Below are 14488 nucleotides of genomic sequence, written 5' to 3'. Positions count from 1 at the left end.
AGTTCCGTAGACCACTGGTCGGTCCGAACTCCTGTTCAGAAGGAGATGGACTCAAGAACAGCAGAACGACCGGACCAGGATCGGCTTCATTGGAAGAGTTGCAAACTTATTGGCGCATGCCGTCGGTTCGGGCAACACGGGAACTGGCGAAACAGTTGCGGGTGCGCCGAGTTAACCGAAGCTGTGGAGGCCTTGAGGACAGCCTTGGCCTTAGTAGAGGACGTCAAAGCCGAGCAAATCCACTGGGCGGGAACCCAAGGCAACCTTGCCCTCGCCCAGCGCCGCCTTGGCGACGTCACCGATGATCTGCCAACACTCAACACCGCGCGACAGGGCTATGGGGCCTGCGAGGCACTGGACTACAAAACGGACTCTCCATTCTCTTGGGCGGTTCTCCAATGGAATATCGCCGACCTCGCCCTCGCGCGGTATCGGCTGGACCCAGACCCTGCCGTTTTGAGCGAGGCGAAAACCTACGTCACCGCCGCGCGGGCGTTCTTTGTCGATGGGTCGGACTATCAGACCGAGCGTTGCGATGATCTTCTCGGCAAGATCAAAACCGCCGAGGCGGCACAACCCTAGCCGCGCCCGCGACACTCCAAACCAGTAATGCACTGTTTCGCATAACATAATTGCTGATTACGCCAAGTGTACACACGCGCGGTGCACAGGGTGTGTACAGGTTGTGTACGCCCTGTGTACCGCGTTTTTAGCGATTTAGGTATTGAACAAGAAGTGCAGCACGTCGCCGTCTTTGACGACGTAACTCTTGCCTTCGGCGCGCATTTTGCCAGCTTCTTTGGCGGGTTGTTCGCCGCCCAGCTTCAGGAAATCATCAAAGGCAATCGTTTCCGCCCTAATGAAGCCTTTTTCGAAATCACCGTGGATCACGCCCGCCGCTTGCGGCGCTTTTGTCTGCGCCGAAACAGTCCACGCGCGGGCTTCTTTCGGACCAACCGTGAAATAGGTTTCAAGGTGCAGCAGCTCATAGCCCGCTTTGATCAGACGGTCTAATCCGGCCTCTGCCAGCCCCATCTCTTCGAGGAACATCACCGCTTCGTCGTCTTCGAGCTGGCTGATTTCTTCTTCGGTTGGGGTGCTGTCTCGCAACAACAATTCAACCAGATACGCCGCCAACCTTCAAATCCCCCAAACACCAAATTCAGTCATAGCTCTAATGAAAATAATGCCGTTCAAAACGCGACGATCATCCACGCGTGCACGGCCTCTGCTCTTGGGAAAGTAAGGCCGTAGCCGATCCATCTGCGCTTCACTCAGCCAATCAAGATTGCTCATTCTCCCCCCCCTATCTTTGGGACTTTGAATCACGCAGACATAATAGCATCACGTAGATTAAAAGGTCCTGAGCCTAGCGGGCGCTTTGGTCCTGCGAAACAAACTGAGCGGACGGAACCCATGGGCTGCGCAGCTACTCACGATAAAAATTCAAAAGATGTTGCCCACTGATGTGTCTGGCTGTTTTATTATCGGCAAAAAAAGGCCAGCGCCGACACCCTAGATCGATGTGCGGCGCTCCTCACCCAATAGTTCGGGTCGGACTAAAACCTTCCTCATTCGCTCAATCAGCGTTTGCGATTGCGTCTCGCAGCATAGCGACGATCCCGTTCAGCCTTACGATCGGCTTCTTGCACAGCGTTTTGTTCAATCTCTTGAACGACAGCCTCTGCACGCTCCGTCTCTATTTTAGCGTCACGCGCCAGTGTTTGCACGCCCTGCCTTTCGGCGATCTCAGCTCGTTGCCTTTCGACTTCGTCGTTTTCTTGCTTCAGTTTCATGGATTTAACTTTACGTTCTGCCTCAAGGCTTGCCGCCACTTTATGCCTTTCAGCACGTCTTGCCAACTTCTCGGGATCATCAGCCGCAGCTTTGAACCGTTCAAGCCGTTGCTGTTTGGCTTCAGACGCAGTTTTGAGGCGTCCGTCAAAGCGATCTCCGATCGAGTTCTTCATGTATATTTCGCTCACATTATTTAGGGTTTAAGGCCTACGTCACTTCTACGCCAAATAGCTGGTCCAAGTGACGTTGCAACAACTCAACAGAGCGGCGGATTATCTCACAGGATTGCGCTTAGCAATAAAAAAGTAGGTGCTAAATTCAGGTATCCGAACATAGCTGCACTCCCCCGTCGTCGACTGATCGTAAAAAAGCGGCTGTGTAATTGTCCCTCCCCCTGCTCTATCAGCAACCCATCTCGCTTCAATCGGTCCTCTAGGACTTCCATGGGACGATACGCCCGTCCATAATCCCACATGAACGCAGCTATTCCTTGTCCAAGGTCCGTGCCTTTTGAGCTTGCGACAAGGAAATGAGGATCTGCGTCGGCAGCAAATACTACGCGCTACTGTGGGGATAAGATTTACTGTTGCTGTCAGGCAGATTTGAACCAGTCTCATTATGGCCCTAAATGCCAGAACTTATTTCGCACAAAGTTGGCACCACTCAGCGAGAGCGGCGGCGCGGTTAAGCTTGAAATTGTCTCTGCAGTAGAGCGCGCGTTCCTGATTGAAATGGTCGTCGATGGAGGCATGAACAGCGACGAATTTCTGCAGACTTCGGATGCTGCGGAACCTTTGCATGGCTCGCTCCCGTCGTCGAAAAGGAAAGTGGGAATTCTCAGCCCGATTGTTCAGCCAGCGGCCAGTTTCCTGCTTGTCGGCATTGCCAGTTTCCTTCATCGCCGCACCGAAGGATCACAGCTTGTCGGTCACCAAAATATGAGGGCGGCCGCGCCGCTTCATTTATTTATTGAGACCTCAGCATAACCTGTTGTTTGGGTTCCCGTTGGTCATGTGTTTCCAAAAGCTGCCTGTGTTTACGCTCTTAGGCGACTGTAGCGTTGGGTTTCAGGCGTTATTTTTTGATTTTGGTCCCACTTATCCAGTGGGTTCCGGGTCTGGCAGGCCGTAGAGCGCCAAGAACTTTGCCCCCTTCGCGATATTATGGGCGATGGCTGCCAGGCCGAACAGGGTCAGGTTTTTAGCCAGCCCCATCAGCCGCGTTCGAGCCAATCCATAGCGGGATTTATAGGTGGCAAAGGGGCGCTCGCCGCCGGAGCGGATCACGGCAATCTCTTTGTTGCGGACCAAATCCGCTTTGGACAAAGGGTGGCCCCAATAACCCTTGCGCTGCACTTGATCATCAATACCAAACTGCGCCAATTTTTCGCGTGTGGCTTGCGAAGAATAGGCGGCATCCGCGTAAAGCGCTGCCTCGTCGCCCAGCAATAGCGTGTCCCGTTCGGTACTGTCATGGGCATTGCCTGGTGTGACCGTTTGGCGGTGGATGAAGCCATCTTCGTCGACGCCAGTGTGGACCGAGTAGCCGTAGGTGGACTTTATATTACCGCGACTGTCCCTCCGTGCCAATAAGCGTGAGACAATTGACTGGCTAAAGTTTACACTTGAGGGCGTAGGAGAACGAACCCATGGTTATGCCTTCACAATCACCACTTTCGCCAGATGCTGGATCTGGAGCCGTTTTGGCCCCGACGTCGCCTCCCCGCGTTGTTAATGCGCCGTTGGCTCCCACAGCGGAACTGACGAGCATCCCGAAGCGACGCAACTTCACAGCCAAATACAAACTGCGCATTCTGGATGAGACGGACCAAGTGGCAGACACTGGCGGGGTTTCCGCCATTCTACGGCGGGAGGGGCTTTATTCCTCTGCACTGACCGATTGGCGCCGTGCGCGGGCGGCCGGCACATTGGGTGCATTGCAGCCAATGCGCCGTGGCCCACAAAAGGCACCTGCCAATCCATTGCAAGCTGAGCTGGCCAAGGCCAACCGTGAGGTGACAGCCTTGCGGCGCCGTCTGGATCAGGCGGAAGCCATCATTGCCATCCAAAAAAAAGTGGCGGGACTTCTGGACGAGATGGAGCAGACGCAAGAGCGCAGCGGCAAATCATGATGGCCGTCGCGATTGCATTGCCCACCGGCAGCGGCTTGACCTCGGCTGTCTGCGCCGCGCTATCATTATCGCGCGCGAGCGTTCTTCGACAGCGTGCGGCGCTGACGGCACCACCACGCACACGCCCACCGCGCGCAGCGTCTTCGCGGGCTCTGCCGGAAAGGGAAAGAGACCAGGTATTGCACCACCTGCGCGAACCCCGCTTTGCGGATCAGACGCCCACAGAGGTCTTTGCCACCTTGCTGGATGAAGGCACCTATCTGTGTTCAATCCGCACGATGTATCGGATATTGGCCGCGCAGGGCGAAGTTGGCGAACGCCGCCGACAGCGCACACATCCCGTCTATCAAAAGCCTGAACTTCTAGCTGAAGCCCCCAATCAGGTCTGGTCTTGGGACATCACCAAGCTGAGGGGCCCGGTGAAATGGTCCTACTTCTATCTCTATGTCATCCTCGACATCTTCAGCCGCCGCGTTGTTGGCTGGCGCGTCGAGCACGCGGAGAGCGCCAGCCAGTTCAAAGAGCTGTTCATCGACGCGATGGAAAAACACGAGGTTCCACGCGATCAGCTGACATTGCATGCAGATCGCGGTGGGCCCATGAAGGCAAAGACGACAGCCCTGATGCTGGTTGATCTTGGTGTGCTCAAGTCCCACAGTCGGCCCCACACCTCAAACGACAACCCGTTCTCCGAAGCCCACTTCAAAACACTGAAATATCAGCCAGAGTTCCCCAAGAACTTTGAAACCATCGAGCAGGCTCGCGCATTCTGCCGCAGGTTCTTTGCATGGTATAACCAAGACCATCATCACGCCGGGATTGGTCTGATGACGCCCGACCAAATCCATTTTGGGCAGGCCCAAGAAATCTACACCGCGCGACAAGCAACACTAGACGCGGCATTCCTCGCCACGCCCGAACGCTTCGTACACAAACCACCAAAACCGCCTCAAATCCCGACCGCCGTCTGGATCAACCCACCAAAACCAACCGAAGAAACCCAAGCCTAAAGTCCAAAAGCCACTGTCTCAAAGTCGTTGTCACGTTCCGGCATCCGCGTAAAGCGCTGCCTCGTCGCCCAGCAATAGCGTGTCCCGTTCGGTACTGTCATGGGCATTGCCTGGTGTGACCGTTTGGCGGTGGATGAAGCCATCTTCGTCGACGCCAGTGTGGACCGAGTAGCCGTAGGTGGACTTTATATTACCGCGACTGTCGGCCTTTACGTGCCAGCCCGCATCCTTGTCGCGCGTGGGTTCATCATTGGCGTCTTTGCCGTACCCCGACTGCGCCGCTTCAACCGGAGTGGCATCGATGATATTGATGCGACCTTCAGTCATGATGATATGTTTTGCTTCAAGTTGGCGGTTCACTTCGCCCAGTAAAACCTCCCACAGGCCCAGTTCCATCAACCTCGCCCGAAAGCGCCCAATGGTAGTGGCGTCAGGGACATCCCCACCCAATTCGAGGTGACAGAATTTCCTGAACAACAGATCGCGAAACAGGGACAGAGCCAGCTCAGCATCACTCAAGCGATATCAGATGCCCAGCAATGACGCGCGGAGTAAAGTCAGCAATGGATAGCTCGGGCGGCCAGTCTTGCTGGCATAGATTTCGGCCATGATTTGTTCGAGCTTTACCCAGTCCAAAATCGCCTCGGCACCGTCCAACCCTTGCAGGCTCGCATGCTCAAGATCAGCGCTGGTAATGAAGAGTTCGGGTTGGGTGGAAAATGGCTTCTGCATGGCTTTAAAATAGCAAAATTAAACCTTCAGGGGAATCCCAGACTTATGCAGAGACCTCTTATTGTATAATTTCAAAGGTTTTTATGCGGTCCCGTCGATTTGTGACGACAGGTTCCAGCACTCCAACCTCCTGATCAATTGCGCGCCACAGGTCGTGCCGCTCGCCGTTGATCTTCACGAAAACCTCGTCCAAGTGCCACTGCTAATTCGAGTATGCACGCATTTTCTGGTCAAGTTTGGGGCGGATTTCAGCGGCAAAAATCGGGCCAAATCTATTCCACCAGCACTGCAAAGTTTCGTGGCTGATGTCGATCCCGCACTCGTGCAGCAAGTCCTCGACATTGCGGAGCGAAAGTGGAAATCGAACGTACATCATGACCGCCAGGCAGATGATCTCGGGGCTGCTATGAAAGTACTTGAAGGGGTCTGTTTTCGACATCAGAAAAGGCTAGGAAACCGCCCTGCCCGCCTCAAGCAGATTTATTCTGACAAAGCCGATTGGGCAGGATCATGGCAAACCTTTCATGCGCGCGCTTGCTTTGATAGAATGTCCAAACCGTTAAAAGAGAGATCGCAATGTTAGGCTACGTGAACATTCAGGGACGTGGAACGATCGACGATCTGCTTTACGCGCTTGCCGAAGATCTTGCAGGTCGTGGCCTTCGCGTCGCGGGCGCAGTGCAGCGCAATCTGCCGGATGAAGCCGACACATCCTGCGACATGGACCTCAAAATTTTAACCGGCACGCGCACCATTCGCATCAGTCAGTCCCTCGGCGTCCATGCATCGGGCTGTCGCCTTGACCCCCAAGCCCTCGAGGAAGCTGTGGGAGAGGTCGAGGCAAGCCTGAACGCACCAAAGCCTCCCGATTTGCTGATCGTCAACAAATTTGGCCGCCAAGAGGCTGAAGGCCGTGGATTCCGGACCGCAATCAGCGCCGCCCTTGTTCGGGACATCCCGACCCTAATTGGTGTGCGCGACGGCTATCTGGCCGACCTTGAAAACTGGGCGGGCGATATGGCCCACTCCGTATCTGCCGACCAAATCGAAGACTGGTGCAAACGCGCCATTGCGACAGACTGAAGTTAGATGTTGGTGGCCGATTACTCGGCCACCAACATCGTGTCTTTTGCCTTTTCAACTCGCACCGCTGCGAATTTGAATTCCGGAATCTTGCCGTAAGGGTCAATTGCCGGATTGGTCAGAATATTGGCCGCGGCCTCAACGTAGGCAAACGGTACAAACACCATATCCTCCGACACTGCCCTATCCGCGCGCGCCATGATCGTGATGGAACCGCGCCGCGTCGTCAGTTCGATCATCTCACCGGGTTCAACGCCCATTGCGCGCAATGTTTTGGGATGCAGCGATGCGTTCGCCTCCGGCTCAACCGCGTCAAGAACCTTCGCACGACGGGTCATGGACCCTGTATGCCAATGTTCCAACTGCCGACCTGTGGTCATAATCATCGGGAATTCGGCGTCCGGTACTTCATCCGGTGGGATCACGCTGGCAGGGGTGAACTTCGCACGACCATCTGGACGCGGGAAACCATCACCGAACACAACAGACTGCCCAGGGTCTGTGGGCGACAGCGATGGATATGTAACTGCCTCTGTTTTCAAACGGTCCCACGTGATGTTGTCGAATGAGCGCATGTTGACGGTCATTTCGGCAAAAATCTCACTCGGGTCGGTGTAAGTCCACCCAAGGCCAAGGCGTTTGGCAAGCTCTACTTCGATCCACCAATCTTCGCGCGCATCACACGGGGGAGGCACAGCTTGGCGTACCATCTGCACCTGTCGGTTGGTGTTGCTGACGGTGCCCGATTTTTCGAACAGCGTAGACGCAGGCAACAAAACATCTGCGTAGTTCGCCGTTTCCGTCAAGAAGATATCCTGCACCACGAGATGTTCGAGTTTGGCAAATGCCTCGCGGGCGTGGTCCACATCAGGGTCGGACATCGCCGGGTTTTCGCCAAGGATATACATTGCCTTGGTGTTGCCCGCATGAATATCATCCACGATCTCGGTGACGGTCAGGCCCTTCTCGGCGCTAAAGTCCTCGCTGCCCCAAACGTCGGTGAACGATTTGCGAATACCGTCGTCCATCACGCTTTGATAATCCGGCAAGAACATCGGCACTAGGCCCGCATCAGACGCACCCTGAACGTTGTTCTGTCCTCGCAGCGGGTGCAGACCCGAACCCGGGCGCCCGATTTGGCCCGTCATCAAGGCCAGCGAGATCAGACAGCGCGAATTGTCGGTGCCGTGAATGTGCTGGGAAATGCCCATACCCCAGAAAATCATCGCAGATTTGGCACCCGCAAACGTGCGTGCGACATCGCGCAATACGTCTGGCGCAATACCGCAAATCCCAGACATTTCCTCTGGGCTGAACGCCTTGAGGTGCTCTTTCTCTGCCTCCCAGTTTTCGGTGTAGGTTTCGATATACTGCTTGTCGTAAAGTTCTTCTTCCACGATCACATGCATGATCGCGTTGAGCATCGACACGTCCGCACCAGGACGGAATTGCAGCATGTGGCTGGCAAAACGGCGCAAGCCCACGCCGCGCGGGTCCATCACGATCAATTTGCCACCGCGTTTGGTGAACTGCTTAAAATAGGTCGCCGCAACGGGATGGTTTTCGACAGGGTTCGCCCCGATCACGATAGCTACATCCGCGTTTTCAATTTCGTTGAAGGTCGCCGTCACAGCACCCGAACCGACGTTTTCAATCAAGGCGGTCACAGACGACGCATGGCACAGCCGCGTGCAGTGATCGACGTTGTTATGGCCAAAGCCCTGGCGGATCATCTTTTGGAACAGATAGGCTTCTTCGTTGGTGCATTTGGCGGATCCAAAGCCAGCCACTGCCTTGCCACCGTGAGCCTGCGCCAGCTTTGACATGCCACCAGCAGCAAAATCCAACGCTTCGTCCCAGCTTGCTTCGCGGAAATGCGTGGACAGATCGCCTGGGTCGACATTCAGGCCTTTAGCGGGTGCATCATCACGGCGGATCATCGGTTTCGTCAGGCGGTGGGGGTGGTGGGTATAATCAAACCCGAAGCGTCCTTTTACGCACAAACGACCTTCGTTCGCAGGACCATTTATGCCTTCGACGTATTTCACTTTGCCGTCTTTGACTTTCACGCTGATCTGGCAGCCGACACCGCAGAACGGGCAGACGGAGTCCGTCTCACTGTCAAAGTCGGCGCTGTCACCAACCAGCGCATCATCCACGACCGTCGCAGGCATCAAAGCCCCCGTTGGGCAGGCCTGCACACATTCGCCGCAGGCCACACAGGTGGAATCGCCCATAGGATCAGCAAGGTCGAACGTTGGATAACTGTCTTGACCACGTCCCGACATACCAATCACATCATTGACCTGCACTTCGCGACACGCGCGCACACACAGACCACATTGGATACAGGCATCCAAAGACACACTCATAGCAACGTGACTGTTATCGAGCAGCGGGATGCGCCCATCTTCGAGCTTGGGGAAACGGCTTTCACTGACGCCCTGTAGTTCAGCCATATCCCAGAAATGGCTGGATTTATCGTGGGCAACATCACGTTTTGGCTGATCAACCAACAGCATCTCAACAACCATCTTACGCGCGTTTTCGGCGCGGGCGTTGTTGGTTGTAACGACCATCCCTTCGGAGGGTTCGCGAATGCAGGACGCTGCCAAAACCCTTTCGCCTTCAATCTCGACCATACAGGCGCGGCAGTTACCGTCAGGGCGATAGCCGGGCTGCGGCTTATGGCACAAATGCGGGATCTTTAGGCCGCGACCGTTCGCGACCTCCCAGATTGTAACGCCAGCCTCGGCCTCAACGGTTTCGCCGTTCAGCCTAAATTTGATCATATCGCTCATGTCGTGGATCCCTTGTCTGCGCCGTCGCTCACTTCATCCGCGAAATGCTTCAACACCATACGGATCGGGTTTGGCGCCGCCTGCCCCAGGCCACAAATGGACGCATCCACCATTGCGGTGCTCAATTCCTCAAGCAGACCCTGATCCCAAGTGTCTGCCTGCATCAGTTTGACTGCCTTTTCGCAACCAACACGACACGGTGTGCATTGGCCGCAGCTTTCGTCCTCAAAGAACCGCAACATATTGAGCGCCGCGCCACGTGCACTGTCGGCCTCCGACAACACGACCACAGCAGCAGATCCGATGAAAGTGCCCAAAGGCTGCAACGTGTCAAAATCAAGCGGAACGTCATGGATCGACGCGGGCAGCAGTCCCGATGATGGCCCCCCTGGCTGATAGGCCTTAAAGACGTGGCCATCCGCCATGCCTCCACAGGCGTCAATGATGTCTGTGATCGTCGAACCCGCTGGCAAAAGGTAGACACCGGGATTGGCGACACGACCCGACACCGAATAGCTGCGCAGGCCCTTGCGACCGTTGAGTTCGGTGCTGTTCAAGCATTCAGGACCTTCGCGGCAAATACGCGCCACCCAAAGCAAGGTTTCAACATTGTGCACCAGTGTCGGACGATTAAAGACACCCACCTGCGCGACGTAAGGCGGACGGTGGCGCGGCATTCCGCGCTTGCCTTCGATGCTTTCGATCATCGCGGATTCTTCACCGCAGATATAAGCACCCGCGCCTCGACGCAGATCGATAAAGCCCTTTTGCACGATGCCAGCCTGTTCAAGGGCCGCAATTTCATCTGCAAGTATTTGCAGGACAGCCGGGTATTCATCCCGCATGTAGATAAAACAGGTTTCAGCTTCGACCGCCCAAGCAGCGATCAACATGCCCTCAAGGAACAAGTGCGGCGTGCGCTCAAGATAATAGCGATCTTTGAAGGTGCCGGGTTCGCCTTCGTCTCCATTGACGGCCAGATAGCGCGGTCCGACATTGCCGCGCACAAAACCCCATTTGGTGCCGGACGGAAAGCCCGCACCGCCGAGTCCACGCAGGCCTGATTCCTTTACGCTTGCCTGAACGTCTTCCCAATTTCCGTTTTTACGCAGGTCTTTCAAGGTCGCATAGCCGCCATCTGCAGCGTAGGCATCAAAGCCCTCATAATCCTGCACATGTGCATGGGTGTCTTGCGCTGCGATTGCAGCCAGCACCTTTTCAGGTGTCGCATGATCAATATGATTGTGGCCGATTTCCAGCACTGGAGCCGTGTCACACCGCCCCATGCAAGGCGCGCGCAACACGCGGACGTTTTTGGCATCAAGCCCGCCTTCCAACGCGACCTTCAGCTGCTGCGCGCCTGCAAGCTCGCAGGACAATGAATCGCAGACCCGGATCGTCAGCGCGGGGGGCGGTGTTTCGCCTTCTTTGACCACATCGAAATGGGCGTAGAACGTCGCGACCTCATAGATTTCGGCCATCGAAATGCGCATTTCTTCGCCCAAGGCACGAATGTGCGCTGCGGATAGATGACCAAATTTGTCTTGGATAAGATGCAGGTATTCGATCAGCAGATCACGCTGGCACGGACTGCTGCCCAGAAGGCTGCGGACATCATCCCAAGCATCATCTTGCAACTGGCGGCCTTTGGGCGTGTGGCGCCCTTTGCCTTTGCCAGATTTCCAGACGCCCTTTTGTTGATCTAAAGCCATCGATTCTACCCTATAATATATTCCCACTGTTAAACTTATTTTCCTATTGGTCAACGTTTCTCGCAGGATTTGCTGCGCGTGACCGAAGGGAAGTTCACAATGGTATCGCCTGTTGTTCTATCTGCAATTTTGCCGCCATTGGACAAAACAGAATCCTGCATGCCGTGCGTTGCAACTCATTGCTAACTATGCACCACACGTCACTAATTCTACCTATGAAGTATCCTGCTAAAACGACCAATCATGGCCAATTTCACCACATCATGTTTGGTGAAGCTTCCAATCGGCCACAAACCGGTTTTTTCGCTCACAAATCAGGAATAAAGATGGACGCCATTTTTTCCTTGTGGGGAAATGATTCAACCAAAGTGAATATCTCGTACCAACCGCCTACGCGCCTAGATATCTTTCCGCAGAAGTCGCAACGCACCCTCGCATTCAAAGCGACTTCTGGCGACAATCAACCTTTGCGGCTATAAAATTTCAAAAATCACCTTGAAATCCAGACCAAACAGTCAAAAGGGTGCTGTCAGACAAATGCGCACAAGTCTCAGTTCTCCAGCAACCTCAATCCGTTAGGCTACGCCAAGACCGCGCCACTCGGCTAGGGCGGCGGCGCGGTCAGCTTGAAATTTGATCGGCTGTAAAAATGGCGTTCCACGTTGAAATGGGTGTGGACTGAGGCGTGGACGGCAGTGAATTTCTGCAAACTTCGCATCCGCCAAAATCGCAGCATCGCCCGCTCTCTTCGTCTAAATGGCTGGTGTGAACTCTCGGCTCGATTGTTGAGCCAGCGGCCAGTTTCCTGTTTGTACACATTGCCGATCACCTTCATCGCTGCACCGTAGGAACGTAGCTTATCGGTGACGAAGATATGTGAGCAGCCATGGCGTTTCATGGTTTTCCGGATGAATTTCAAGGCTGCCTTGCGATCACGGCGCTTTGTAACGAAGCTTTCCAGGACTTCCCCTTCGTGATCCTCAGCCCGCCAGAGATAGTGCGTCTCGCCGTTGATCTTCACGAACACCTCGTCCATGTGCCACTGCCCATTTGAGTATGCACGCTTTTGGCTGACCCTTTTCTTGCGAATTTTAGCGGTAAACATCGGGCCAATTCTGTCCCCCAACATCGCACCGTTTCGTGGCTGATGTCGATGCCGCGTTCGTTCAGAAGGTCCTCCACGCTCCGAAGCGAAAGCGGGAAACGAACGTACATCACGACGGCTAAGCGGAGGGTTTCCGGGCTCATCTTAAAATAACGCAAGGGCTGTGTTTTGTCATCCCGCGACGCTAATTTCGCGCCCTTCCCGCCTCGACAAGTTTTCTTTCGACAGTGCCGTTCGAATTGCTTCATAGCCAAAAATATCTGTAACTCCCAAGGACCCCATCGGATATCGGGTTTTGTGTTGCCCTTGCGACGTTAGAGCCGCGCGATGATCTGTTGTGGTGATAGGGTGAGTGTTTCGAGGATATTGCCCCCGTGTTTTCTGACCGTCGAGATGACGGATCTGATGTCAGCGAAGACCTGCGCGCCCTCGAGGGTGCGGAAAGTTCCCGAGATTTTCATGCGCAACTTCATCATGCGCAGGTCCCGTTCGGCCTGATTGTTGGTGAAGGGAACTGTGAAGTCCGTAAGGAACCTTAGGACGTCATCACGGTAGTCGCGCAAGCGGACCAGAAGGTTATGGCCTGGCCGCCTGGCTTTTCGGCCTCGCGCACCAGTGCGTCTAGCCAGTGGGTCTTGTCGCTCATGGAAGGCGAGGCCCTCGGTGAGGATCGCCATGTATTTGGTGAGGATGTCGTGGTGAACCGACGTGGGGAGTTCGGTCTCGCCTCGCCCCTGAGCCGCGCACTTGAGCTGATTGGCGCTGTTGAGCAGCACGCTCATCGCGCACGCCCACGGCTCCTTTTCGATTTCTTCGATGGCCTTGAGTTCCCGTAAATGATGCGCCCCGCACAGGGCGTGCGCGTCCACCCCACTCATATGGGCGTAATAGGACTTCCAGTGGTCATGAACAATTGTCCCGCCGGTCAGGAAGGATGGAACAGCACCGCGCTTGGCGCTGATGCGATAATGCGTGAAGGCGAGATCGCTGATTGAGTGCAGCCAGTGCAGCTTACCAGCAACACGAAGTCCGGTCTCATCCAGATGCCGAACGCCGCCTTCATTGAGCCGGGCCAGAATGTGTTCGACGACGCCACCCAAGGTACGCGCTGTGCCGTTCACCCAGTTGGTCACGCTGGCCGCGCATAGGCTGGTGGCACCAAACAAATCACGCAGGAGTTGGCAGACCCGATCCTCGGGGATCAGCTGCTGAACATTGCAGTAGACCGCCGCCGCCCGAATGCGCTTACCGTATTGCACGTGTGCATTCACGCCATCGGGAAAGGTGGCTGTCGTCGTGGCTCGGCAATGGCCACAACAATAAATCACTGCCTGATGCTCTGTGACCTCCAGACGCGGCACCGGTATGTCATAAACCTGACGCCTCTCCACCGCCTTGATCATCCCAGCCGTCAAGCCATGCTGACAGGTGCCACAGGCCTCAGCCTCATGTCGCTCCACAAAGTCAGGCGTTGCTGTCTGACGTAGGGTGTCGCCTCGGTGGCCAACTTAACCACCACTTTTCTTACCGGACTTACCACGCAGGCTACGCGGTACCGGCTTCTTCAACCCATCACTCGAAGGCGGCTTGCTACTATTACTGCTGTTCTTAACCAACTGACGCCGCAGATCCGCATTCTCTTGCGCCATGCTCGCCAACGCGGCTTCCAACTCGGCGATCCTGCGCAGAGCCGTGGCGAGGAGTTGTTCAAGAGCAGTAACTTGGTCCATTCCACCAATGATTCAGAGAAATCGTCACAGCGCCACGAAATTCAGACCACAACAGAAAATTCATGCGCCTAATGGTCAAGGAGACTCACATCAAAACTGACAAAAACCCGTTATCGGCTGGGGTGCTTGGGAGTTGCAAATATCTGTGAATAAAACTCACGCAAAAGACGTTTAATGAACCCACTTTTCACCGATATGTCACCTTAGCATTATCAGTCACCGCCGCATTGCAACTTTCGGATGTAGAAATCCAAACATTTTTCAGCTTTTTGAAATGTTCAAAAGCGCCGATGCCCGCCGAATGGCAAGTCGCGCCCTTGAATGTTCACATATCCCAGCATAGCGCTCTATCTTGCAACGGTTAACGCATTCTATCAAGATGGCGTA

9 protein-coding genes and 7 pseudogenes are annotated in these 14488 nt (G+C 55.0%); 3 read left to right on the top strand and 13 right to left on the bottom strand.

Annotation, left to right across the window (positions count from 1 at the left end):
• Nucleotides 1–204: 204 nt before the first annotated feature.
• Nucleotides 205–582, top strand: coding sequence for a hypothetical protein (locus OA238_RS31445; RefSeq protein WP_144055836.1), 378 nt, complete (start codon nucleotides 205–207; stop codon nucleotides 580–582).
• A gap of 135 nt (nucleotides 583–717) precedes the next feature.
• Here the strand turns inward: OA238_RS31445 and OA238_RS05005 are convergent.
• The 5 genes and pseudogenes from OA238_RS05005 to OA238_RS04985 all read right to left on the bottom strand — a co-directional run.
• Nucleotides 718–1101: pseudogene (locus tag OA238_RS05005) on the bottom strand (DUF933 domain-containing protein); the annotation flags it as partial.
• Between the two features lie 75 nt (nucleotides 1102–1176).
• Nucleotides 1177–1296 (bottom strand): annotated as a pseudogene (locus OA238_RS31440) (IS5/IS1182 family transposase); the annotation flags it as partial.
• Between the two features lie 287 nt (nucleotides 1297–1583).
• Nucleotides 1584–1970 carry a DUF6481 family protein gene (locus OA238_RS05000; RefSeq protein WP_015494337.1) on the bottom strand — a complete coding sequence of 129 codons (387 nt, stop codon included), beginning with the start codon at nucleotides 1968–1970 and terminating at the stop codon, nucleotides 1584–1586.
• A 465-nt stretch (nucleotides 1971–2435) separates the two neighbouring features.
• A pseudogene (locus OA238_RS29730) lies at nucleotides 2436–2759 on the bottom strand (DDE-type integrase/transposase/recombinase); the annotation flags it as partial.
• Between the two features lie 135 nt (nucleotides 2760–2894).
• A complete protein-coding gene (locus OA238_RS04985; RefSeq protein ID WP_245581442.1) occupies nucleotides 2895–3386 on the bottom strand; it encodes a transposase in 492 nt (163 codons plus the stop codon).
• A gap of 59 nt (nucleotides 3387–3445) precedes the next feature.
• On the opposite strand from OA238_RS04985, the gene OA238_RS04975 reads away from it, so the two are divergent.
• Nucleotides 3446–4938 (top strand): IS3 family transposase gene (locus OA238_RS04975; protein WP_085982719.1). Its coding sequence is split into 2 segments (ribosomal slippage): nucleotides 3446–3896 and nucleotides 3896–4938, totalling 1494 coding nucleotides; the frame shifts between segments, so codons are not numbered across the junction.
• Nucleotides 4939–4968: 30 nt separating this feature from the next.
• On the opposite strand, the gene OA238_RS35425 is transcribed toward OA238_RS04975, so the two are convergent.
• From OA238_RS35425 to OA238_RS29725, 3 genes and pseudogenes are all read right to left on the bottom strand, one after another.
• Nucleotides 4969–5265: a transposase gene (locus OA238_RS35425; protein ID WP_476703814.1), complete on the bottom strand. Its 297-nt coding sequence runs from the start codon at nucleotides 5263–5265 to the stop codon at nucleotides 4969–4971.
• 84 nt (nucleotides 5266–5349) lie between these two features.
• Nucleotides 5350–5670: pseudogene (locus tag OA238_RS35420) on the bottom strand (transposase); the annotation flags it as partial.
• 85 nt (nucleotides 5671–5755) lie between these two features.
• Nucleotides 5756–6109: pseudogene (locus tag OA238_RS29725) on the bottom strand (IS6 family transposase); the annotation flags it as partial.
• Between the two features lie 137 nt (nucleotides 6110–6246).
• Here OA238_RS29725 and OA238_RS04955 point away from each other — a divergent pair.
• Nucleotides 6247–6753 (top strand): DUF2478 domain-containing protein, encoded by a 507-nt coding sequence (locus OA238_RS04955; RefSeq protein WP_015494335.1) that lies wholly within the window; start codon nucleotides 6247–6249, stop codon nucleotides 6751–6753.
• 20 nt (nucleotides 6754–6773) lie between these two features.
• On the opposite strand, the gene fdhF is transcribed toward OA238_RS04955, so the two are convergent.
• From fdhF to OA238_RS33535, 5 genes and pseudogenes are all read right to left on the bottom strand, one after another.
• On the bottom strand, nucleotides 6774–9554 hold the full coding sequence (gene fdhF, locus OA238_RS04950; RefSeq protein WP_015494334.1) for a formate dehydrogenase subunit alpha: 2781 nt from the start codon (nucleotides 9552–9554) through the stop codon (nucleotides 6774–6776).
• Nucleotides 9551–11266, bottom strand: a complete 1716-nt coding sequence (locus OA238_RS04945; RefSeq protein WP_015494333.1) for an NAD(P)H-dependent oxidoreductase subunit E — start codon at nucleotides 11264–11266, stop codon at nucleotides 9551–9553. The genes fdhF and OA238_RS04945 overlap by 4 nt, the downstream gene beginning before the upstream one ends.
• 575 nt (nucleotides 11267–11841) lie before the next feature.
• Nucleotides 11842–12514 (bottom strand): annotated as a pseudogene (locus tag OA238_RS04935) (IS6 family transposase).
• Between the two features lie 171 nt (nucleotides 12515–12685).
• A pseudogene (tnpC, locus tag OA238_RS28655) lies at nucleotides 12686–13864 on the bottom strand (IS66 family transposase); the annotation flags it as partial.
• Between the two features lie 15 nt (nucleotides 13865–13879).
• Entirely contained in the window at nucleotides 13880–14101 is a 222-nt protein-coding gene (locus OA238_RS33535) for a DUF6444 domain-containing protein (protein WP_044037518.1), read from the bottom strand.
• Nucleotides 14102–14488: the final 387 nt, after the last annotated feature.

This window comes from Octadecabacter arcticus 238, assembly GCF_000155735.2.
In the GTDB taxonomy this organism is placed as follows: Bacteria; Pseudomonadota; Alphaproteobacteria; order Rhodobacterales; family Rhodobacteraceae; genus Octadecabacter; species Octadecabacter arcticus.
The sequence above is the reverse complement of the archived record's forward strand: the minus strand, read 5'-3'. Positions and strand labels throughout refer to the sequence as shown.